Annotated in this window: 21 protein-coding genes; 17 read left to right on the top strand and 4 right to left on the bottom strand. The window is 64.9% G+C overall.

Annotation, left to right across the window (positions count from 1 at the left end):
- The first annotated feature begins 5 nt into the window (after window positions 1–5).
- Window positions 6–716 carry a phosphonate metabolism transcriptional regulator PhnF gene (phnF, locus tag AADZ90_RS03855; protein ID WP_367309079.1) on the top strand — a complete coding sequence of 237 codons (711 nt, stop codon included), beginning with the start codon at window positions 6–8 and terminating at the stop codon, window positions 714–716.
- Between the two features lie 74 nt (window positions 717–790).
- On the opposite strand, the gene AADZ90_RS03850 is transcribed toward phnF, so the two are convergent.
- The 3 genes from AADZ90_RS03850 to AADZ90_RS03840 form a co-directional block, all read right to left on the bottom strand.
- The gene (locus AADZ90_RS03850) at window positions 791–1,450 is read right to left on the bottom strand and encodes a YjbF family lipoprotein (protein ID WP_367309080.1); all 660 of its coding nucleotides are present in this window, start codon (window positions 1,448–1,450) and stop codon (window positions 791–793) included.
- The gene (locus AADZ90_RS03845; RefSeq protein WP_367309081.1) at window positions 1,447–3,570 is read right to left on the bottom strand and encodes a YjbH domain-containing protein; all 2,124 of its coding nucleotides are present in this window, start codon (window positions 3,568–3,570) and stop codon (window positions 1,447–1,449) included. The genes AADZ90_RS03850 and AADZ90_RS03845 overlap by 4 nt, the downstream gene beginning before the upstream one ends.
- A 103-nt stretch (window positions 3,571–3,673) precedes the next feature.
- A complete protein-coding gene (locus AADZ90_RS03840) occupies window positions 3,674–4,852 on the bottom strand; it encodes a TIGR03862 family flavoprotein (protein ID WP_367309082.1) in 1,179 nt (392 codons plus the stop codon).
- Between the two features lie 9 nt (window positions 4,853–4,861).
- On the opposite strand from AADZ90_RS03840, the gene AADZ90_RS03835 reads away from it, so the two are divergent.
- The 7 genes from AADZ90_RS03835 to lpxK all read left to right on the top strand — a co-directional run bounded on the left by AADZ90_RS03835 (window position 4,862) and on the right by lpxK (window position 11,528).
- Window positions 4,862–5,158, top strand: coding sequence for an HNH endonuclease (locus AADZ90_RS03835; protein WP_367309083.1), 297 nt, complete (start codon window positions 4,862–4,864; stop codon window positions 5,156–5,158).
- Window positions 5,159–5,283: 125 nt separating this feature from the next.
- Window positions 5,284–6,819, top strand: coding sequence for a DUF2125 domain-containing protein (locus AADZ90_RS03830; protein ID WP_367309084.1), 1,536 nt, complete (start codon window positions 5,284–5,286; stop codon window positions 6,817–6,819).
- A 69-nt stretch (window positions 6,820–6,888) separates the two neighbouring features.
- Window positions 6,889–8,238: a TldD/PmbA family protein gene (locus AADZ90_RS03825; RefSeq protein WP_367309085.1), complete on the top strand. Its 1,350-nt coding sequence runs from the start codon at window positions 6,889–6,891 to the stop codon at window positions 8,236–8,238.
- Window positions 8,231–9,007 carry an inositol monophosphatase family protein gene (locus AADZ90_RS03820; protein WP_367309086.1) on the top strand — a complete coding sequence of 259 codons (777 nt, stop codon included), beginning with the start codon at window positions 8,231–8,233 and terminating at the stop codon, window positions 9,005–9,007. Before AADZ90_RS03825 ends, AADZ90_RS03820 begins: the two co-directional genes overlap by 8 nt.
- 72 nt (window positions 9,008–9,079) lie before the next feature.
- Window positions 9,080–9,325: a DUF4170 domain-containing protein gene (locus AADZ90_RS03815; RefSeq protein WP_367309087.1), complete on the top strand. Its 246-nt coding sequence runs from the start codon at window positions 9,080–9,082 to the stop codon at window positions 9,323–9,325.
- Window positions 9,211–10,542, top strand: coding sequence for a 3-deoxy-D-manno-octulosonic acid transferase (locus AADZ90_RS03810; protein ID WP_411996966.1), 1,332 nt, complete (start codon window positions 9,211–9,213; stop codon window positions 10,540–10,542). Before AADZ90_RS03815 ends, AADZ90_RS03810 begins: the two co-directional genes overlap by 115 nt.
- Entirely contained in the window at window positions 10,539–11,528 is a 990-nt protein-coding gene (lpxK, locus tag AADZ90_RS03805; protein WP_367309088.1) for a tetraacyldisaccharide 4'-kinase, read from the top strand. Before AADZ90_RS03810 ends, lpxK begins: the two co-directional genes overlap by 4 nt.
- A 270-nt stretch (window positions 11,529–11,798) precedes the next feature.
- Here the strand turns inward: lpxK and AADZ90_RS03800 are convergent, their stop codons facing one another.
- A complete protein-coding gene (locus AADZ90_RS03800; protein WP_367309089.1) occupies window positions 11,799–12,599 on the bottom strand; it encodes an undecaprenyl-diphosphate phosphatase in 801 nt (266 codons plus the stop codon).
- Window positions 12,600–12,837: 238 nt separating this feature from the next.
- On the opposite strand from AADZ90_RS03800, the gene AADZ90_RS03795 reads away from it, so the two are divergent.
- The 9 genes from AADZ90_RS03795 (at window position 12,838) to gltB (ending at window position 22,600) form a co-directional block, all read left to right on the top strand.
- On the top strand, window positions 12,838–14,313 hold the full coding sequence (locus AADZ90_RS03795; RefSeq protein WP_367309090.1) for an NAD(P)-dependent oxidoreductase: 1,476 nt from the start codon (window positions 12,838–12,840) through the stop codon (window positions 14,311–14,313).
- Window positions 14,310–14,981, top strand: coding sequence for a hypothetical protein (locus AADZ90_RS03790; protein ID WP_367309091.1), 672 nt, complete (start codon window positions 14,310–14,312; stop codon window positions 14,979–14,981). The genes AADZ90_RS03795 and AADZ90_RS03790 overlap by 4 nt, the downstream gene beginning before the upstream one ends.
- Window positions 14,982–15,074: 93 nt before the next feature.
- The gene (locus AADZ90_RS03785; protein WP_367309092.1) at window positions 15,075–15,440 is read left to right on the top strand and encodes a hypothetical protein; all 366 of its coding nucleotides are present in this window, start codon (window positions 15,075–15,077) and stop codon (window positions 15,438–15,440) included.
- Between the two features lie 50 nt (window positions 15,441–15,490).
- A complete protein-coding gene (locus tag AADZ90_RS03780; RefSeq protein ID WP_367309093.1) occupies window positions 15,491–16,144 on the top strand; it encodes a hypothetical protein in 654 nt (217 codons plus the stop codon).
- On the top strand, window positions 16,141–16,575 hold the full coding sequence (locus tag AADZ90_RS03775) for a GFA family protein (RefSeq protein ID WP_367309094.1): 435 nt from the start codon (window positions 16,141–16,143) through the stop codon (window positions 16,573–16,575). Before AADZ90_RS03780 ends, AADZ90_RS03775 begins: the two co-directional genes overlap by 4 nt.
- A gap of 10 nt (window positions 16,576–16,585) precedes the next feature.
- Window positions 16,586–17,125, top strand: a complete 540-nt coding sequence (locus AADZ90_RS03770; protein WP_367309095.1) for a Spy/CpxP family protein refolding chaperone — start codon at window positions 16,586–16,588, stop codon at window positions 17,123–17,125.
- A gap of 94 nt (window positions 17,126–17,219) precedes the next feature.
- The gene (locus AADZ90_RS03765) at window positions 17,220–17,699 is read left to right on the top strand and encodes a GFA family protein (protein ID WP_367309096.1); all 480 of its coding nucleotides are present in this window, start codon (window positions 17,220–17,222) and stop codon (window positions 17,697–17,699) included.
- Window positions 17,700–17,784: 85 nt separating this feature from the next.
- Window positions 17,785–18,081, top strand: coding sequence for a hypothetical protein (locus AADZ90_RS03760; RefSeq protein WP_367309097.1), 297 nt, complete (start codon window positions 17,785–17,787; stop codon window positions 18,079–18,081).
- Window positions 18,068–22,600 (top strand): glutamate synthase large subunit, encoded by a 4,533-nt coding sequence (gene gltB, locus AADZ90_RS03755; RefSeq protein ID WP_367309098.1) that lies wholly within the window; start codon window positions 18,068–18,070, stop codon window positions 22,598–22,600. The genes AADZ90_RS03760 and gltB overlap by 14 nt, the downstream gene beginning before the upstream one ends.
- The last annotated feature ends 41 nt before the right edge of the window (window positions 22,601–22,641 follow it).

Genomic DNA, 22,641 nt, shown 5'->3' with positions numbered 1-22,641 from the left:
GTGACATGGCCCGACCTGCCTTATGGACCGCGATCCGCGATCGCCTTGGGAAAGAAATCGCTGAAGGGCATTATGCCCCCGGCGAGCGGTTGCCGACCGAGGCAGAGCTGTCTGCACGCTTCAGCGTCAATCGCCACACGGTGCGCCGGGCGATTGCTGATCTGGCTTCCAGCGGGGTTCTTCGCAGCCGCCGCGGGGCGGGTGTCTTTGTGGCGAGCGCACCGCTTCTCTATCCGATCGGCGACCGCGTACGGTTTCGCAAGAACCTAGATGCGGCTGGGCGCATGCCGGGGCGGCGGATGGATTTCCTTGGCACACGCCGGCCAGACAGTGAGGAGCAGGCCGAGCTGCGCCTGCCGCCCGATGCCGAGGTGTATGTGTGCGAGGGAGTTTCCTTCGCCGACAACGTGCCGATCGCGCTTTTTCGCAGCATCTTTCCCGCGACGCTACCCGACCTTCTGGACCATCTCTCCGAGGAAAGCTCGGTGACCGAGGCGCTCCGCCGCAGCGGGGTGACCGACTACGTCAGGACCCGGACAGAGATCCACGCCCGGCGGGCCGATGCGGCGCAGGCGGTGAAACTCGGAATAGGGGAAGGCGACCCGTTGCTGGGAACGGTTTCACTCAACGCGACGCCCGAAGGCATTCCAGTGGAGTTTGGCAAGACCTGGTTTGCCGGTGACGCGGTGACGCTGTCAGTGGGGGGAGCGGGGTAGGGCCTGGGTTTCGAAAAATGGCCGACGGGAGTCCGACAAAAAGCCGACCACATGCCGATCCGAGAAATCGGGACTCAGAGCTGCTCCACGATGACGTGCCCGACCGAGAGACTAACGAACTGCCGGCTCTTCCGAACCACCCCGCCTTCGTCGATCCAGTAGACGTTGTCGAAGACCAGTTCGCCATCCGAACAGGTCTCGTCGATCCGCGCGGTGCCGTAGACGACTTCGAACACCGTGATCCGCTCCGGCTCGGGCGCGCTCAACAGACACGTCAGCCGCCGCCGGTCGATGCGGTCCTCTCCGGTCAGGTAATCATAGAACCGGATCGCGGTCCCCTCGGTGCCCAAAGCGGCGCGGATGGCGCGGCTGTCGCCCGCGACGATATCCCCGCCAAGCCCGCGTGACGCCTTGAGAAATCCCTGCTCGAAGGTCAGCGTGATCCCCTCTGGTGTCACATAAGTCGCGCCATTCGGCGTCTCGATAAGAAGCCCCATCAGGGCCTGCGCGTCGCGGTCGGGGATCTCGACGAAGATCACCTCGCCCGGCAATTGCTGGATCTGTGCCCGGGTCAGGCCGTCGCGCAGCGTCGGCCCGGGTTCGCCGGGCGTGAGCCTGTCGCGGACAATCTCTGTCGCCTGCTGGAACGGCGTTTCTTCACGATCGTCGTCGTTGGAGCAGGCGGCAAGCGCCAGAAAGCCGGCAAAGGCCAGCATGGCTGATCGAAGTCTCATCGCCAAAACCGTCCCCAACCTTCTTCCAGATCCGGGTTCTGTGCCCCGCTGACCGTCCCGTAAAGCCGTCCCGGCACGCTGACCCGCTGCCCGCCATCGCGCGTCAGAGAGTTCAACGACGTGCTGATCCGACGGCGCGATGGAGTTCCGAAGAACCAGTCGGTGGGAATGGAAACGCTAACACCCTTGTCGAAAGATCCTTCGCCGAAATCCTCTTCAGACGCATCGGTCAGGGTGAAGAAGCCGCCGACACGGAAGCCGTTATCGAACTCCCGGTCGAGCGCGAAGGTCGCGCCGCTGTCACCGGCGAGGTAGCGGCCTACATCGACCCGCCCGTAAAAGCCGTTGTCGAAATCGTAGTAGGCGCTCACATGGCCGGTGACGACGTCATAGTCCTGAAAGCCGAACCGCTGATCGAAGTCGCGCTGCTGCACGGCGTTAACCTCAGCCCCAAAGGCCCAGGGAGAATTGGCGGGAGACCACAGAAGCTCGGTCGATATGCCGCCGAACATCCGCTCGAGATAGCCGCCGGTGACACGCCCGTAGAGCTGGTCACCGGGTTTGAAGTAGTAGGCGAGGGTCAAATCCGGGATCGTGACACCGTCGGCTTCGTTGTAGAAACCGATATTGGTCCGCACGGGCTCGAGACCGGTGGGCTGGATCGGATCCCCTTCTTCCAGGTTTCCAGTTATGCGCTGCCGGAGCGCGCCCTGAAGGATCAGGTTTGGTCTGATATCGTAGCTTGCGGAAAGCTCCGCCCCGATCTCTCCCCGAACGGGTTCGGAGCTGTCGAAGGAACTGATCCGGAAGTAGGGTGCGAGGTTGTAGCGGAAGCGCTGGACGTCCGCGGGTTCGGGGGAAAGGCCGACCTCGGCGGGGGCGTCGGCGATGATGGCCCGATCGAAGGACAGTTCGGTACCGCCCGGCTGGTTTTCCAGCCGTTCCATATCGGTCCGGCGGATGGTGACGGCAGAGGCGGGCAGGCCAGTCCGCTGCGGGGTCAGGACGAAAGTCTCGACATTCGGCGGCATCGCATGGGTCAGAAGCCGCGCGATCCGGCCCATCGCCTGCGGTTCGGACCGGTAGCGGGGGTTCTCGTAGCGGACCCGTGCCACGGAGCCTCTGATGTCGAGATCGACAAGCACCAGCCCCTCGCCCTCTATCGCCTGCGCCAGCGAGCCTTCGATCGCCTCGAACCCCGCCGCTGTACTCGGATCATCCCAGGATTCGGCCGCGAGGACGTTCTGCGTCCGCACCAGAACCGGCAGCGGCGCTATGTCGAAGCCGCCGACCGTCGGCCGCTCCTTAGCGTTGATGACGATGGAGGCGCTCGCCGCGAGCTCTTCGCCGTAGAGGTAATGCAGCCCGAACTCGAAACCGGGCCTCGGGCGCCAGGAGAGGCCGACATTGACCGGTGAGGAGGCCTCGAACACCTCCGTTTCTTCCTCGAACGTGTAGGCGTCGCTGGAATACTCCGCCAGGAAGGTCAGCGTGTCCGTCACCTGATAGGACAAACCACCGAAAATCGCCGCGTCGCCGCGGAAAAGCTGGTCGGTATTCACCTCCCCGCCTTCCTCGATCTCAAGCTCAGGGCGCGTCTCGAAACCCTCGTCCAACACGCCGAGCGGATTTTCGAATCCGTCGCGGGACCCCAGCCGACCCCAGCCGAGGCCGCCGGTCACGGACAGGCGTTCGCCAATCCGCTTGGTCGCCACGAGGTATTCCGCGCTGAACCGGCCCGTGCCGAGGAAATCCCGCAAGCCCACGGCAACGGCGGGGCGGTAGACCCCCTCGTCGATAAAGCGGAAGCGCAGGTCGAAGCTTCTATCGAAGGTCTCGTCCTCGCCCGGACCGCCGAATTCATCGATGCGCGCATAACGGAAACTGCCGGACAGGCGCGGCGTGGCCTGAAAGGTGAAGGTGTTGCGGAACTGATTGACGGCGCTGCCGAAGGTCAGGGCGACCTCGCCCTCGGGCACGGTGTCGGCCGTGGGCATTTCGATCAGCCCGGGTTCACCATAGAGGTTGTAGGTATGGCCCTGCGCCGACGCCCCGGCCGCGATGAGCGAAATCGTAATGGCAAGCGCGGAGGTCGTGGCGCATGGCAGGGAGGTCTTCACGTCGCAAGCTCCGCAGGTCTATTCGCCCTACCTAGACCGATCCTGCTGCGCTTGGAAAGCCCCGTCCCGGCGGGCCTCCGCCCATTTAGCGCACGATACCTGCTTAAGGGGCGGCCCGGTCGAGCCATTGCAGCGCCCCCTGCCCTGCCCAACGGCCCGTTGCCAGACAGCCGGTGAGCAGATAACCCCCGGTCGGCGCCTCCCAATCAAGCATCTCGCCCGCGCAGAAAACCCCTGGCCGGATCCGGATCATAAGGTTCGCGTCGAGATCGGAAAAGCGAACGCCACCTGCTACCGATATGGCCTCGTCGATCGGGTGCGGGCCTTCATGGGGGACATGCAGTGCTTTGACGCTTTGCGCGGTCCAGCCCTCCGGCGGCCCGCCGAACTCCCGCAAGAGCGCGGCTTTCACCGGATCGAGGCGCAGCCGCTTGCGCAGCACCTGGCTCCAGCTGGCCTTTCCGCGCCGGACAAGGGCGGCAGAGACGCGGGTCGCGTCCCAGTCGGGCTTTAGGTCGACGTCCAGTCGCTCTCCGTCGCGCAGATGCGGAGAAAGCGGATAGATGCCGCCGCCCTCGATCCCGCGGGACGACACAATGCCTTCGCCGCGGGAAAGCTGCCCGCCTGCCGCCCACGTCACGGTCTTGATCGGCTGGCCGAAATGCCGCGCCATCTTAGCGGACCAAGTCAGCCGAAGCCCGACATTGGCGGGTTGAAACGGCGCGACGTCGAGACCGAGAGGGGCCACCCATGCGCCATCGGAGCCGAGGCGGGACCAGCTTGCCCCGCCCATGGCGAGAATAGTGACACTTGAAGCAACGGTGCGTCGGCCTTCCGGTGTCTCGAATATTTGCTCCTGGTCGGAGATGCCTGCCCAGCGCCAGCGGCGGCGGAGCGTCACGCCGCGCCCTTCGAGCCTCGCGAGCCAGGCCCTGAGCAGGGGGGAGGCCTTCATGGCGACGGGAAACACCCGACCTCCGGACCCGGTGAAGAGTGGCTGGCCCAGCCTTTCGGCCCAGCGGCAGACAGCCTGCGAGTCGAAGGCCCGCACCATCGGGGCAAGATCCGCACCACAGAGGCGGATCATCCTTTCTGCATCCGCGACATTGGTCAGGTTGAGCCCTGATTTCCCCGCCATCAGGAACTTCCGCGCAGGCGATGGCATGGCATCGCAGACCAGGACGTCCTTATACCGCTCCGACAAAACCTCGGCTGCGGCAAGGCCGGCCGGGCCCGCGCCGACGATCAAAGCGGTTCTTTCCTCTGGCGGGATGCGCGACATCTAGAGGCTATGTCCGATCATCCGATTTGCCCTCTTTGCCGGCGCCCGATCCCGCCTGACGCGCGATCCTCCCTCCATCACCTCGTTCCGAAACTCAAGGGCGGCAAGGGGGGACCGACGATCCTTGTCCATCACATCTGCCACGTCGAGATCCACAAGACCCTAAGCGAAGCTGAATTGGCGCGGGTCTACAACACGCCCGACGCGCTTCGGTCGCATCCCAAGTTGCGGCGCTTTTTCGACTGGGTGTCGAAACGGCCACCCACCTTCCACTCGAAATCGGTCGGCCCCAGACGCAAGCGATAAACCGGCCTGCCCGGACGCCATTTACATCACGCGCCCCGCTGATACTTTACGCGCCGACGTGTCGCGCTTCGCACACTCGATATACCACGAACCGGCATCGCGCTTTTTCTTCACGAGGCTTTCAAATGCGAAATCTACTTATCCTTAAGACGACGACTTGCGCGGCGGCGCTGCTTGTTCCCGCAGCGACGATGGCGGATGTGACCGCGGACGATGTGTGGGCCCGGATCTCTGAAGCGATGGCGGTCTACGGCAGCGAGAACATGACAATGGGCACGCCAGAGCGGTCCGGCTCGACCCTGACGATCCCCGATGTGGCCTTCGCGTTCGAGGATGAGACCACCGGCGGCGCCAGCGCCACCATCGGCACGATCGTTCTGGAGGAGCAGGGCGACGGCACGGTCAGCGTCATCTATCCCGAAACCATCCCAATGACGATCACGGGCGTCGATTCCTTCACCGATGTGGTGACCGAGGTCGAGATGGCTTTCCTGCTGGACGGGTCAGAAGTGATCGCCAGCGGTGATCCGGGCGCGATTACCTTCGATTTCACGGCTGACCTCTATGAAGTGGAGCTTCTCAGCATCGTCAGTGATGGCGAGGCGGTCGAGGGGGACTTTACGATGGCGGCGACCGGCGTGACGGGACGGTCGACCGTCACGGCAGATGGCGGCCAGCGCTTCGACTACGACGGCAACATCGATGCGGTCGCCTTCGAATTCCTGTTCCCCAACCCGGACAATCCCGGCCAGATCATCAGCGGATCCGGAACGATCGACGGGATGCAGGTGGTCTCGAACGGGGTCCTTCCGGACAATCTGGACGCCTCCGACCCCGAAGCCTTCCTTCAGGGGTTCTATGGCGCCGGAACCGATATGACGGGCCGCTATACGCTTGGCGCCGCGCGCTATGAGATGAGCGGGAACGGAAACATGGGCCCGTTCGATGCCGTTGTGACCTCGGCCAGTTCGGGGCTCGACATGGCGATCACGGGCGGCACGATCAGCTATTCCGGTGGCGCGGAGGATATCGCGATCAACGTCGAGGGGGATCAGATCCCGTTCCCGATCGATGTGTCGCTGGCTGAATACGATTACGGGATCGAGATGCCGGTCGCCGAGACAGAGGAGGCGACCGATCTGGGCCTGCGCCTGAACCTGTCGGAGCTGGTCCTGAGCGACCCGATCTGGAACATCTTCGATCCGGGCGAGGTTCTGCCGCGCGATCCCCTTTCGGTCCTGCTTGACCTCAGCGGTCAGGCACGGCTCGATGTGAGCTTCATGGATCCGGAGGCGATGGCCAATCTGGGCCCGGGCGAAGCCCCTGGCGAACTTGAAAGCCTCAGTCTCGACGCGTTGCGCATTGCTGGCGGCGGGGCAGAGATCACCGGTGAGGGCGCGTTCACGTTCGACAACGACAACCCGTCGCCCCAGTTCGGTGGCATGCCGCAGCCAGAAGGGCAGGTCAGCTTCGTTGCGACCGGTGTGAACACACTGATGGACAACCTCGTGCAGATGGGTCTGCTGCCGCCTGATCAGGTCATGGGTGCGCGGATGATGATGGGGATGTTTGCCACCGCGACCGGTGAAGACGAGCTGAGCTCGACCATCGAGATCAACGATCAGGGCCACGTGATCGCAAACGGACAGCGTATTCAGTGACCGCGAAATGGCCCGGGCCGCAGGATTTTACCCTTGCGGCCCGGCCAACGCAGCCCTAGCTGCGCCTACATGACAACCACACACCTTCCCGACCTGACCGACGCCCTGCTGAAAGCCGCACGGGCGGCCGGGGCCGATGATGCGGACGCGATGGCCGTCTCCAGCACCTCTGTCTCGGTCGATGTCCGGTCCGGCGCGCTTGAGCAGGCAGAGCGGAGCGAGGCGGTCGAGATTGGCCTGCGCGTGCTTCTGGGGCAGCGTCAGGCGATCGTGTCCGCTTCGGATGTGAAGCCCGAGACGATTACGGAAATGGCGGACCGCGCGGTCGCCATGGCCAGGGAAGCACCGGAGGATCCGCATCTGGGTCTTGCCGGACCGGACCTTTTGGCCGACGGAACGGGTATCGAAGCCCTGGAACTGGCTGACCCGTCGGAAGAGCCCGATCCCGAGGCGCTCAAGACAGCGGCCTTGACGGCAGAGGGGGCCGCCCTTGCCTATCCGGGGGTCGAGCAGACCCAGCAGGCCAGCGCGGGCTATTCCAATAGGCAGATCCATCTTGCGGCGACCAACGGGTTTTCAGCAGGATATGACCGGACCGACCACGGTCTGTCCTGCGTCGCGATCTCGGGCACCGGGCTGGGGATGGAGCGGGACTATGACGGCGATTACCGCATCTTCCGGTCGGATCTGCGCGACGCCGAAGAAATCGGGCGGAACGCGGCCGAGCGGGCCGTGTCCCGTGCCGGGGCCAGGAAGCCCAAGACCGGCACCTTTCCCGTCCTCTTCGACGAACGCATCGCGTCTTCGCTGATCGGCCACCTGCTGCAAGCCTCGAACGGCAGCCTGGTCGCGCGTGGCTCGTCCTGGCTGAAGGATCGCCTTGGCCAGCAGGTTTTGCCGAAAGGCGTTGATCTTATTGAAGATCCTCACCGTCCGCGTGTTCAGGGATCTCGCCCGTTCGATGCGGAGGGTCTGCCAACGCAGCGCCGGAAGATCGTCGACGATGGTGTTCTGAAGGGCTGGACACTGGACCTTGCCACGGCGCGCAAGCTGGGGATGGAAAGCACGGCAAATGCCGCCCGCGGCCCGTCGAGCGCGCCGTCGCCTGCAGCCTCAAATGTCAGCCTGACCCAGGGAACAGCGAGCCGGGACGACCTGATCCGCGACATGGGAACCGGGCTTCTGATTACCTCGATGATCGGGTCGACGATCAACCCCAACACGGGCGACTATTCCCGCGGCGCCTCTGGCTTCTGGATCCAGGATGGCGAGATTGCCTATCCGGTCAACGAATGCACCATCGCAGGCAACCTCATTGATATGCTGGCCAGGATCGTGCCCGCGAATGACGCCCGGCCGTGGCTCAGCCGTGTCGTGCCCTCGATCCTTATCGACGGATTGACCCTCGCCGGTGAGTGATCTTGACCTGATCGTCGGCGCGGCACGTGAGGCGGGCGGTATCGCGTTGCGCCATTTTCAGTCCGCAGATCTTGAGGTTACTCAGAAGCCGGGGGATGCAGGGCCGGTGACGGAGGCGGATCTCGCGGTCGACAGGTACCTGAGCGACCACCTGACGGGCGAGCGTCCGGATTACGGTTGGCTGAGCGAGGAAACCGAGGACGATCAAACGCGGCTGGAGACGGAGCGGCAGTTCATCGTCGATCCGATCGACGGAACGCGGGCCTTCATCGACGGGGCCAGGGACTGGGGCGTCTCGATCGGAATCGCGGACCGGGGCCGGATCACCGCGGCGGCGGTCTATCTTCCGGCGCGGGACCTTCTGTTCTCGGCTGCCCTGGGGTCGGGCGCCGCCAAGAACGGGGTATCGATCCAGTGTTCCCCAAGGGCCGAGATCGACGGGGCGACGATCCTTGCCGCAAAGCCGAACCTCGCGCCGGACAATTGGCGGGGCGGCACACCCCCGGTTGCGCGGCACTTTCGGTCGTCCCTGGCCTATCGCCTCTGCCTCGTCGCCGAGGGGCGGTTCGACGGGATGATGACGCTGCGCCCGTCCTGGGAATGGGACATCGCGGGGGGCAGCCTTATCGCGGCGGAGGCGGGGGCTGCCCTGACGGACCGCCGCGGGAAAACCCTTGTTTTCAACGGCGTACATCCAAAAACCGATGGGGTGCTTGCGGCCGGTCCGCCCTTGCATCAGCAGCTGGTCAGCCGGTTGCGGACGGAGTGATCCGTCGCGCCCAATCTTGACCCTCGGGCCGAGTTGAATAGGGTCGCGCCAAATGCCGATGCGGAGACTGCCATGACCCAACGCCTGCACCTCGTCTTCGGCGGGGAACTCGTCGATCCGACCAAGACGGCCTTCAAGGACACTGACGATATCCATATCGTCGGCATCTTTCCGAACTATGACACCGCCTACAATGCCTGGAAATCCGAGGCGCAGCGGACCGTGGACAACGCGCATATGCGGTACTTCATCGCCCATCTGCACCACCTGCGGGACGAGGAAACAGAGGCGTCGTCGACCGAGGAGCTGAACCCGTAGCGCCAAGACCGCGATCCCCATCGGGGCGCCCTGCCTCGGCACTGCGTCTTTACGAGGCGCTGCATCCCGGGCGCCGGCTTTTCGGGACGGAGCCCCCCCGGCCGTTCCGCCCGGATGGTCCGTTGATCTGGATCCATCCCGGCGTGTCGACCTGTTCGGCAGGCCTTCTGACCTTTGCCAAGCGGCTCCAGGAGGCGGAGCCCGATGTCGCCGTCCTGATGACAGGGGCGGTCGAGCCGCGGGCGGACGTGCCGGTTCTGTTCGAATACGCCCCCGAGGATACGGTGGTTTCCGCCGATCGCTTCCTGGATCACTGGCGGCCGGATGCCCTGATCTGGGGCGGTGGACGGGTCGCGCCGTCGATCGTGTCGCGGGCGGTGATACGTTCGATCCCGAAATTCCTGATCGAAGCCGATGCCGACCAGCTTGCGGTGGATGAACGGGGATGGATCCCCGGCCTTGCGAGGGCCACGTTGCGTGGCTTTGACAGGGTTTTCGCCCTGCAGGAGGATGATGCGCGGCGGCTGCGGCAGATCGGTGTGCCCGCGGAACGGGTGGAAACGGCGGGGCGGCTGGAACGGGGCGTGCCCGCCTTGCCGCATCAGCCATCGGAACATAGCGCGGTTAACATGATCCTGGCGGGCCGCCCGGTCTGGCTAGGGGCCGGGGTGCCGCAACGGGAGACGACGCTGTTTCTTGAGGCGCACAAGGCCGCCTTTGCCCATACGCATCGGCTGCTGCTGGTGATTGTGCCGGACCATCCGGAAAGCGGGGCGGCCTTCGAAGAGGAGGCGCGGCGGGCCGGTTTCACGACCGGATTGCGCAGCCGCGGCGACGATCCGGAGGCCGGGATGCAGGTCTATGTCGCTGATCTGGAAGGCGAATTGGGCCTGTGGATGCGTGTTGCGCCGATCACCGCGATGGGGGGATCGTTCTTGGGGCGGACCTCGATCAGCCCAATGGAGCCCGCCGCCTTGGGTTCGGCCGTGATCGCAGGACCGAAGGCGCGGGCGCAGCATCCGGAATATGACCGCATGGCCGTTCTGGGGGCGTTGCGGGCGCTCTTGGATCCGCAACAGCTGGGGCGGGCGGTTCAGACGTTGCTGGCGCCTGATGCGGCCGCGTCCCTGGCCGCGGCAGCGTGGAAGATGAGTTCGGAGGGAGCGGAGGCGACCGACCGGCTGATTTCCGATGTTCTTGAAGCGATTGGGCAATGAGAGCCCCGCGATACTGGTATGAACGCCCCGGTGTGATGTCGACGCTGATGGCGCCGGTGGGCGCGATGTATGCGGCGGCGACGGCGCGGCGGGTGGCGCGGCCGCCGGAGGTGGAGCCAGGGGTTCCAGTGATCTGCATCGGCAACCTGAATGCCGGGGGGACGGGGAAGACGCCGACGGCGATCTTTCTGGCGCAGAGGTTGGTGGACCGTGGGCTGGCGCCGCATGTGGTGACGCGGGGCTATGGCGGGGCGGAGGTTGGCCCCCACCGCGTTGATATCAAAACGGATTCAGCGGATCGGGTCGGCGACGAGGCACTGCTTCTGGCCGCCTTCGCGCCGACCTGGGTGGCCAAGGATCGGGCTGCCGGAGCGCGGGCGGCGGAGGGGGCGGGGGCGGAGGTTGTTCTGCTGGATGACGGATTTCAGAACCCGGCGGTCGCCAAGGCGCTGTCGGTTGTCGTCGTCGATGCGCAGAAGGGGTTCGGGAACGGGCTTTGCATTCCCGCAGGGCCCCTGCGGGAGCCGGTCGCTGCGGGGCTGAAGCGGGCGGATCTGCTGTTGTCGATCGGGAGCGACGGTGCGCAGGAGGCGTTCGCCACAAGGTGGGGCGAGGCGGTTTCGATCCCGCATCTGCGGGGCCGGCTGGAACCGCTGCCAACGGGGATGCCCTGGCGGGATCTGCCGGTTCTGGCCTTTGCGGGGATCGGGCATCCCGAGAAGTTTTTCGCCACTTTACAAGAGCTTGGCGCCAACGTGCTCCATGCCGAGCCATTGACCGACCATCAGCCGCTGACCAACGCCCTGATGACGCGACTGGCGGGGGATGCGAAGCGGCTGGGGGCGCAATTGGTGACGACGGAGAAGGATGCGGTGCGGCTGCCTGCGGCGTTCAAGCACGTGGTTCTGCCGGTGCCGGTGCGGCTGGTGGTGGACGATCCGGGGCCGCTGGAGGCCGCGTTGGATCGGATCTTGCCACAGGCGTAAACTGGATCTTGCGGGTCGCGAACGATGGTTTTGGCCGGATGCAACGCGAATCGGGGGTTAAGGCCAGTAAATCAGGGGAAATGCCGTGTCGGCCTTTGGTCGGCATCCTGTCGGACTTTCGTCGGACATTTGAGCGGAAAGAGCGGGATTAACGGAGCGTGCGGTTGGGGATCGCGCAACGGTATTGGATCGGAATTCGGAACAATGGACCTTTCTGATACCGCTTTGTTGATCTTGAAGTTCCGCGAAACGAGGGCCGGGCGGCAGCTTTCAGGTGTAAGCGATCCAGAGAAGGATCACGCCGAGGATCACGCGGTAGATGACGTAGGGGGTGAAGCTGACGGATTTCAGCAGGCGCATCATGAAGGCGAGCGCAGCGAGGGCGGCGAGGCAGGCCATCCCGGCGGCCAGCAGGATCTCGCGGAGCGCGCCCGCGTCAAGCTGGGGCGCAGCGGCAGCGCCGGCCACGACGCCGGAGGCGAGGATCGTCGGGATCGACATCAGCATGGCAAGGCGGGCTGCGCCTTCACGATCATAGCCCAGTTGGCGGGCGCCGGTGATCGTGATCCCTGAGCGGGACGTGCCGGGGATCAGCGCCAGCACCTGCCAGAGGCCCATGATGACGGCGTGTTTCAAGGTCCAGCTTTCGGCCACCCGCGTCTCTGGTCGGCGGTCGGCCCAGTAGAGGACGGCGCCGAAGATCAGCATCGTCCAGCCGATCACGGCCATGGAGCGCATCGCCTCGGCCAGGCCCGTCGCGGCGAGAATGAAGCCGACGATCACGATGGGCACTGTCGCGACGATCAGGCAAAGCGCGAGGAAGGCCGGCCAGCCGTCGATCCGGCCCCGGAGCAGGGGCGGAACGCCAGAGAGAGCGATAGCGACATCCCGGCGGAAGTAGAGGATGACGGCCACCAGGGTGCCGACATGGACGGCGACGTCGATGACAAGGCCCTGATCGTCATAGGAGGTAAGCTCGGGCAGCAGGATCAGGTGACCTGAGGAGGAGACCGGCAGAAACTCGGTAATCCCTTGGATGAGGGCGACCAGGATGAGCTGGAGAAGGGGCATGAGCGGGCAGTCCGAATCAGTTAAACTCTGTTTAGTCGGGAGGGATTCCGGGCGAAAACCGAAAAGAGGCTCCAAGCGGGAATTCGGGTATTAGGTCCGATTCGGACTGAAATATCCTCAGGAGCCCTTGGCTTGCCGTTCAGTGGGTATGCAAAACCCGCTTATAGGTCAGCATGACTGACTTTTCTTTCCGATTTGCTTTGTGTATGGGCAGGGCTCGCCCCCAGGGAGGTCTACAGTGGCTCAACAGAAAATGCTGAGATTTGTCGAGGTCGGTCGGGATATGCCCGAGAAGCGATCGGCCGAGGATCGGCGGGACGATTTCCAGGAGATCTATGCGGATTACGCGCTGGCCAAGGCCGAAGAACAGGCGGCGCGCTGTTCCCAATGCGGGGTGCCTTACTGCCAGTCGCATTGCCCGCTGCACAACAACATCCCCGACTGGCTGCGCCTGACCGCCGAGGGGCGGCTGCAGGAAGCCTATGAGCTGAGCCAGGCGACGAACACCTTCCCCGAGATCTGCGGGCGGATCTGTCCGCAGGACCGGCTGTGTGAAGGCAATTGCGTGATCGAGCAGTCCGGCCACGGGACGGTGACGATCGGCGCGGTGGAGCGGTTCATCACCGACACGGCCTGGGAGGAAGGCTGGGTGAAGCCGATCGCGCCGGCTGTAGAGCGCAGCGAGAGCGTGGGCATCATCGGCGCCGGGCCCGCCGGGCTGGCGGCGGCGGATATGCTGCGGCGCGCGGGCGTGCAGGTCACCGTCTATGACCGCTACGATCGGGGCGGCGGGCTGATGACCTACGGCATCCCCGGCTTCAAGCTGGAAAAAGACGTGGTGATGAAGCGGATGGCGCAGCTGGACGAGGGCGGCGTGACCTTCCGGCTGAACTGTGATGTGGGCGAGGATATCTCGTTCGCTGAAATCCGCGAGAGCCATGATGCGGTGCTGATCGGGACCGGCGTCTACAAGAGCCGGGAGTTGAATGCGCCGGGGGCGGGCGCCGACGGGATCGTGCGGGCGATCGATTACCTGACGGCGAGCAACCGGAAGTCGTTCGGCGACGATGTGCCGGAATTCGACAGCGGAGAGCTGAATGCCGAGGGCAAGCGCGTCGTCGTGATCGGCGGCGGCGACACGGCGATGGATTGCGTGCGGACCGCCGTGCGGCAGGGCGCGGAGAGCGTGAAGTGCCTGTACCGCCGAGACCGGGCGAACATGCCGGGATCCCAGCGCGAAGTCGCGAATGCCGAGGAAGAGGGGGTGGAGTTCGTGTGGCTCTCGGCCCCCAAGGGCTTTACCGGCGATGCGCGGGTGACGCAGCTGGACGATCCGTCGGCGATTGCGGGGCCGGTATCCGGCGTCGTGGTCGACAAGATGCGGCTGGGCGCCCCGGATGCGACGGGCCGGCAGGTGCCGGAGATCATCGACGGCGCGAGCTATGTGGAAGAGGCCGATCTGGTGGTCATGGCGTTGGGTTTCGAGCCGGAGCCGCTGCCCGCGCTCTGGGGGGTCGAGGAGCTGGGCGTGACCCGCTGGGGCACGATCAAGGCGGATTTCCGGACCCATGAGACCAACCTGCCCGGCGTCTATGCGGCGGGCGACATCGTGCGGGGCGCGAGCCTTGTCGTCTGGGCGATCCGGGACGGGCGCGAGGCGGCCGAGGCGATCCTGGAGCAATTTGCCGGATCGGTGGCGGTGGCTGCGGAATGAGGGCGTTGGTCTGTGTTCTGGCCGTGGCGGCGACGCCTGTGGCGGCCTTCGACCCGCCGGCGGGGTGCGAGCCGAAGCTGACAATCCAGTCGCGCAACTGCCTGATGACGAATATCTGGACCTGCGAGGGCGACGCGCCCGGCGAGCAGTGGATGGCTTTGTTCGATGAGAACGGGCCGCGGCGGGTGCGCAAGGTGGACGCGGATTTCCAGTGGCTGGAGACGTTTCGCTTCGATCCGATCCGGACGCAGACGATGGATATTCCCGCCGACGATCCGGGCAACCTGACCGAACTGTTCACGACGATGAACGACACCTACGATTTCATCGTCCGGGACGAGCAGGGGGTCGGGCTGCGCTATGTCGGCTACGACAAGCTGACGGGTGAGGAGACGGTGGTCGACGGCGAGGTGCTGAAGAACACCGAATATGCGTTCGACGTGCTGGACGAGAGCGGCCGGGTGCTGGACCAGCGCGAGGGGCGGCAATTCGTCAGCGAACAGCACCGGATCTTTACCTTCGGGCTAAGCTGGGATCGGGACGCGCCGGAGGCGGTGCGGGATTCCTCTCCGGTCGAGTTCGTCTATCCGGGAGAGCCGGGCTTCTTTCCGAACCGGCCGATTTACGACTGTGGGGCACTGATGTCCTCTTACGAGGTGGCAGAATGAAAAGACTGACGGCTGAGATTGCGGCATACTCCGAAGTGTATCGGAATGGCGTTTCGGTGGACTTGTGGCGCGCGCTGAGACATAGTTTTTGCCATGATATTCGATCAACTCGTAGAAATACTGATATTCGATCAGTTCATAATACCGCTCCTGACGCCGCTTCTCCTGATGTATGTGGCGACGGCTATGAAAACGCCGTTGGTGCGCCTCACTCTGATCGGTATCGGTATACTCTATCTGAGCGCATTTTCGGTAAGGTTGGCCTTGGAATTGGACTGCTCGCCGACGACACTTCAGAATCCGCAAGACTGCACTGTCATGCCGGTTGCCTTCTGGGAGGCACTCAACGGGCCAACCATACTCGCTTTGATGACATGGCCGTTTGTCGGAGTGTCGGCAGTTGCCATCGGAGTGTTTTCCGATCGTTTCCTTCGGCAGAGGCGCAAGGGCGCAGCCTGAACGCAGCACAACGCGGGAAGCTTCTGGCATCGGCCTTCGGGACCGCTGCATTGTTTGCTCTGATGGCAAGCCCGGCGGCGGCGAATTTTGACCCGCCGGCGGGCTGCGAGGCGCTGGTGACGATCCAGCAGAAGGATTGCACCGTGTCGAACCATTTCGTCTGCGAGGCCGATCCCGAGGGCTCGCGGCGGCGAGCGGATTTCAACGAGGACGGTCTGACCTATGCGGGGATGATCGATGACGAGACGCAATGGGTCGAAAGCTTCGATCCGTTCAGCGGCGCGGTCGACCGGCTGGTCGAGGCGGACGATCCGGCCTCGTTCAGCGACCTGCTGGAAGAGGGCGAGGATGCGTTCGATTTCGTGACGATGTCGAGCTATGGCGAGCGGGTCCGCTATGTCGGCAGCGACCGCCTGCTGGGCGAGGAGGTCGAGATCGACGGCGTGACGCTAGACCGGACGGCCTATGAGATCGAGGCGTTCGACGAGGATGGCGAACTTTTGTGGGAATCCGCGGGCGAGGAGTACATCCACCGCAACTGGCGCGCCTTCATCGCCGGGATGAGCACGTCGAGCGGGGGATCGGGCGATCCGATCACCGAAGACAGCTCTCCGGTCGAGTTCATCTTTCCGGGAGAGGTCGGGTTCTTTTCGTCTTCGCCGAAATACGGCTGCGGGGCGGAGTTGATCCGGTTCGAGCCATGAGCGGGGTGACCGAGGGCGGCTGCCTCTGCGGCGCGGTGCGGTACCGGCTGGCGGAGCCGCCGAAGACCTACGGGGCCTGCCATTGCGGGATGTGCCGGAAGTTCTCGGGCGGGATCGAGCTGGGCGTCGAGGTGCCGCCCGGCGGGATCGTCTGGGAGAAGGACGAGACGCTGAAGGTCTATCAATCCTCCGAATGGGCCGAGCGCGGGTTCTGCAGCAAGTGCGGGTCGAGCCTGTTCTGGCGGCTGACGGCCGAGGGGCCGATGCAGGGCCTTCTGTCACTGTCGGCCGGGTCGCTCGACAGCCTCGACGGGATGGAGTTCACGACCGAGGTCTATATCGACCACAAGCCGGACAGCCACGCCTTTGCGGGCGAGCGTAAGCGGATGACCGAGGCCGATGTGATGGCGATGGTCGGCGCCGCGAACTGAGGAGATGGTGATGAAGGGTGCTTTTTCGACGGCGTTTTTCCTGTGCGCGGCGTCCGTGCTGCAGGCTGACACGGCGCCCTATGCGGGCCTCGAGACGCGCGATATCGCGGCGCTGTCGGAGAGCGATATCGACGACCTTCTGGCCGGGCGGGGCTGGGGCTTTGCCTTGCCAGCCGAACTGAACGGCTATCCGGGGCCGGCGCATGTTCTGGAGATGTCCGACGCGCTGGACCTGTCGGAAGAGCAGCGGCAGACGATCGAAGTGGTCCGGGCCGTGATGGAAGCGGACGCGCAGGCGCTGGGCGCGCGGTATGTCGCGGCGGAGGCGAAGCTCGACAATGCGTTCGCGGCGGGCGATCTGACGCCCGAGGCACTGTCTGCGCTGACGCGGGATGCCGCGGCGATCGAGGCGGATCTGCGGGCGGTGCATCTTGCGGCGCATCTGGAGATCAAGCCGCTTTTGAGCGCGCATCAGGTCGCGACCTACAACCGCTTGCGCGGCTACGAAGGCGACGCGGGGTCGGGGCATTCCGGCCACGGCAACCATTGAGGGGGCTGGCGATGACGACGCTCAAGGATGTTCGGGCTGCCGGTCACGGAATGGCGTGTATGGCCGGCGCCGCGCCTGTCGCAGCGGCGCGGGGATGAGCGGGACCGACCGTGAAGCGCGGCTTGCGCCCTATCGCCGGACCGGGCAGCTGGACGGGCGGTGCCTGTGCGGCGCCGTGGAGCTGCGCGTTGACGGAGATTACCTCGCGGCGGTGGGCATCTGCCATTGCGGGATCTGCCAGCGGTGGAGCGGTCTGGTCTGGGGGGCGTTCGAGGCGAAGGCCGATGCCGTCACCGTCAGCGGCGATGTGGCGACCTATGCCTCGACCCCGTTTGCGGAGCGGGCATTCTGCCCGGCCTGCGGGACGCATCTCTGGCTGCGGAACACAGATCGCGACGACGCTGAATATGAACTTATGCCCGCGCTGTTCGCGCAGGCAGCGGAGTTTCCGCTGATTTCAGAGATCTACACCGATTGCGCCCCCGCCTATGCGCCCCTGACGGGCAGCCACCGGCGGGCGACACGCGCAGAGTACGAGGCGAAAAACGCCCATGTTGAGGGAGACGTACCATGATCCATGATGCGGGTTGGACCGTCCGGTCGTGGATGAATGAGCGCCACATGATCGCAGTGATCAGCCAGACGTTGGCGGAGGTCTGATGGACCCGGATGCGGATCTCAAGGCGCTGGACCGGGACGCTTTGGAGCGCGTGGCGCGTGATTTGCGGGCTGCCATCCGGCAGCATCGCGATTCCAGCGGGCATGGCCTTTGCTGGTATCACCCCGAGATGTGGGCGCTTTTACCGGATGGGTCGGCAGGCGCGCCGGACGTCCCCTCTTGGGACCAGTTTATGAAGGGATGTGTGGCCTATCGCGCCTCGCTGGATGCCCAAGGAGCGCATCTGCGGCGGGTGGACACACCGTTTGTCGAGGAGACCAATGATGACCAAGCTTGACGTAGACTGGGCCGAGGCCGAGACGCAAAAGCGGGCGTGGATGGCCGAGAACGGGCTTTATTCCGAGAGCGACGAGCATTCCTCCTGCGGGGTTGGGCTTGTGGTCGCCATCGACGGGTCGAAGTCGCGGCAGGTGGTCGAGAACGGGATCGGCGCGCTCAAGGCCGTGTGGCACCGCGGCGCTGTCGATGCGGACGGCAAGACGGGCGACGGGGCGGGGATCCACGTGCAGATCCCGGTGCCGTTCTTCTACGATCAGGTCGAGCGGACGGGCCACAAGCCGCGCAAGGGCGAGCTGATCGCGGTCGGGCAGATCTTCCTGCCGCGGACGGATTTCGGCGCGCAGGAGACCTGCCGGACCATCGTGGAAGCCGAGATCCTGCGGATGGGGTATTACATCTATGGCTGGCGGCATGTGCCGGTGAATATCGATGTGCTGGGCGAGAAGGCGAATGCGACCCGGCCAGAGATCGAGCAGATCCTGATCTCGAACGCCAAGGGCGTGGACGAAGAGACGTTCGAACGTGAGCTGTATGTCATCCGGCGCCGGATCGAGAAGCAGGCGCTGGCGGCACAGGTGCCGCAGCTTTACGTCTGTTCGCTGTCCTGCCGGTCGATCATCTACAAGGGGATGATGCTGGCCCAGGATGTGGCGGAGTTTTATCCCGACCTGCTGGACGAGCGGTTCGAGAGCGCGTTCGCGATCTATCACCAGCGCTATTCCACGAACACCTTCCCCCAGTGGTGGCTGGCCCAGCCGTTCCGGATGCTGGCCCATAACGGTGAGATCAACACGCTGAAGGGCAACCTGAACTGGATGAAGAGCCACGAGATCCGCATGGCCTCGGGCGCGTTCGGGGAGATGGCGGAGGATATCAAGCCGATCGTGGCCAACGGGTCTTCGGACTCGGCGGCGCTCGATGCGGTGTTCGAGGTGCTGGTGCGGGCGGGGCGGAATGCGCCGATGGCCAAGACGATGCTGGTGCCGGAAAGTTGGTCGAAGCAGGCGACCGAGCTGCCGAAGGCTTGGCGGGACATGTATTCCTACTGCAACGCCGTGATGGAGCCGTGGGACGGCCCGGCCGCTTTGGCGATGACCGATGGGCGCTGGGTCTGCGCGGGGCTCGACCGGAACGGTCTGCGGCCGATGCGCTACGTCGTCACCGGCGACGGGCTGCTGATCGCGGGGTCGGAGGCCGGGATGGTGCCGATCGACGAAGGCGTGGTGCGCGAGAAGGGCGCGCTGGGACCCGGGCAGATGATCGCCGTCGACATGGTCGAGGGCGCGCTGTTCCACGACACCGAGATCAAGGATGCGCTGGCCGGGACGCTGCCGTTCGGCGAGTGGGTCGGCAAGATCACCGAGATGGACGAGCGGCTGGCGGGTGTGACCGAAGCGGCGTTGTTCGAAGGCGGCGAGCTGCGCAAGCGGCAGATCGCGGCGGGCTATTCCATCGAGGAGCTGGAACAGATCCTCGCGCCGATGGCCGAGGACGGGAAAGAGACGCTGGCCTCGATGGGGGACGACACGCCCTCTGCCGTGCTGTCCGAGAAGTATCGGCCGCTGAGCCATTACTTCCGGCAGAACTTCAGCCAGGTGACGAACCCGCCGATCGACAGCCTGCGCGAATATCGGGTGATGAGCCTGAAGACGCGGTTCGGGAACCTGAAGAACGTGCTGGACCAGTCGTCGAGCCAGACCGAGATCATCGTGCTGGATTCGCCCTTTGTGGGGAATGCGCAGTTCGAGGAGCTGAAGAAGAGCTTCAATTCGGACGTGACCGAGATCGACTGTACGTTCGCGAAGGGGCCGAAGGCGCTGCTGGAGGGGCTTCAGCGGATCCGGGAAGAGGCCGAGGATGCGGTGCGGTCAGGCTCTGGTCATCTGGTGCTGACCGATCAGCATCAGGGGCCCGACAAGGTGGCGATGCCGATGATCCTGGCGACGAGCGCGGTGCATTCGTGGCTGACACGCAAGGGGCTGCGCACCTTCTGTTCGCTGAACGTGCGGTCGGCCGAGTGTATCGATCCGCATTACTTCGCCGTTCTGATCGGCTGCGGGGCGACGGTGGTGAACGCCTATCTGGCCGAGGATTCCATCGCCGACCGGATCCGGCGCGGTCTGATCGAGGGCACGCTGACCGAGGCGATGCTGCGGTATCGGAACGCCATCGATCAGGGGCTGCTCAAGATCATGTCGAAGATGGGGATCAGCGTGATCTCGTCTTACCGCGGAGGTCTGAACTTCGAGGCGGTCGGGCTGAGCCGGGCCATGGTGGCCGAGTATTTCCCCGGGATGCACAGCCGGATTTCCGGCATCGGCGTGTCGGGTCTGCAAAAGCAGGTCGAGGCGGTGCATGGGCGCGGCTGGCTGGGCGGGACGGACGTGCTGCCCATCGGCGGGTTCTACAAGGCGCGCCGGTCGGGCGAGACCCATGCCTGGGAAGCCCAGTCGATGCATATGCTGCAGGCGGCGTGCAACAAGGCGTCTTACGCGATGTGGCAGCAATATTCGGCCAAGATGCGGGCCAATCCGCCGATCCATCTGCGCGATCTGCTGGATGTGAAACCGCTGGGCAAGCCGGTGCCGATCGAGGAGGTGGAAAGCATCACCTCGATCCGCAAGCGGTTCGTGACGCCGGGCATGTCGCTGGGCGCGCTGAGCCCCGAGGCGCACAAGACGCTGAACGTGGCGATGAACCGGATCGGCGCGAAGTCGGATTCCGGCGAGGGCGGCGAGGATCCGGCGCATTTTGTGCCCGAGCCGAACGGCGACAATCCGTCGGCCAAGATCAAGCAGGTCGCCTCTGGCCGGTTCGGCGTGACGGCGGAATATCTGAATCAGTGCGAAGAGCTGGAGATCAAGGTGGCCCAAGGCGCCAAGCCCGGCGAAGGCGGGCAGCTGCCCGGCATGAAGGTGACCGAGCTGATCGCGCGGCTGCGGCATTCGACGCCAGGGGTGACGCTGATCAGCCCACCGCCGCATCACGACATCTACTCGATCGAGGATCTGGCGCAGCTGATCTACGACCTCAAGCAGATCAACCCGCGGGCCAAGGTCTGCGTGAAGCTGGTGGCGTCTTCGGGTGTCGGCACCATCGCGGCGGGCGTCGCGAAGGCGAAAGCGGATGTGATCCTGATCTCGGGCCATAATGGCGGAACGGGGGCGTCGCCCGCAACCTCGATCAAATATGCCGGCCTGCCGTGGGAGATGGGCCTGACCGAGGCGCATCAGGTTCTGTCGATGAACAACCTGCGCTCGCGCGTGACTTTGCGGACCGACGGCGGTCTGCGCACAGGCCGCGACATCGTCATGGCCGCGATGATGGGGGCCGAGGAATACGGCATCGGCACCGCCGCCCTGATCGCGATGGGCTGCATCATGGTGCGCCAGTGCCAGTCGAACACCTGCCCGGTGGGCGTCTGCACGCAGGATCCGGCCCTGCGGGAGAAGTTCACGGGGAATGCCGACAAGGTCGTGAACCTCATCACCTTTTACGCGCAGGAAGTGCGGGAGCTGCTGGCGAGCCTCGGTGCGCGGTCGATGGATGACATCATCGGCCGGGCCGATCTTCTGACGCAGGTCAGCCGCGGGTCGGCGCATCTGGACGATCTGGACCTGAACCCGCTGCTGATCACCGTCGATGGGGCGAAGGACATCGTCTATGACCGGCTGCGCCCGCGGAACGAGGTGGACGATACGCTCGACGCCGAGATCGTGGCGGATGCCCAGCGGTTCCTCGCCGAGGGTGAGAAGATGCAGCTGCATTACGCGGTGCAGAACACGCACCGCACCGTGGGGACGCGCACATCGAGCCATATCGTGCGGGCCTTCGGGATGCGGAACGCTTTGCAGCCCGACCACCTGACGGTGAAGCTGACGGGATCGGCCGGACAGTCCCTGGGTGCCTTCGCGGCGCCGGGTCTGAAGCTGGAAGTGTCGGGCGACGCCAACGACTATGTCGGCAAGGGCCTGTCGGGCGGGATGATCGTGGTGCGGCCGCCGATGGCGTCGCCGCTGGTTGCCGAAGACAACACGATCATCGGCAATACGGTTCTGTACGGTGCGACCGACGGCTATCTCTTCGCCGCGGGTCGGGCCGGAGAGCGCTTTGCGGTCCGAAACTCCGGCGCAAAGGTCGTGATCGAAGGCTGCGGGTCGAACGGGTGCGAATACATGACCGGCGGGGTCGCTGTGATCCTGGGCGGGATCGGCGCCAATTTCGGGGCCGGGATGACCGGCGGGATGGCGTATCTCTACGATCCAGATGGCGTGTCGGAGCCGCTGATGAACATGGAAACGCTCGTCACCTGCCCGGTGACGGTCGCCCATTGGGAGGATCAGCTGAAGGACCTGATCGAGCGCCACCTGGCCGAGACGGGCAGCCGCAAGGCAGGCGCGATCCTGCAGCATTGGGACGACGAGCTGGCCAATTTCGTGCAGGTCTGCCCGAAAGAGATGCTGGTGCACCTGCCCGCGCCCTTGAGCGAGGAAGACGTGGCGGTCCCGGCGGAGTAATCCGCCGGGGACGTGATGGAGAAAGCCCGCCGATATCGCGG

This window comes from Aestuariibius violaceus (assembly GCF_040779325.2).
Lineage (GTDB): Bacteria > Pseudomonadota > Alphaproteobacteria > Rhodobacterales > Rhodobacteraceae > Aestuariibius > Aestuariibius violaceus.
This window is presented reverse-complemented; position numbering and strand designations above follow the sequence as displayed.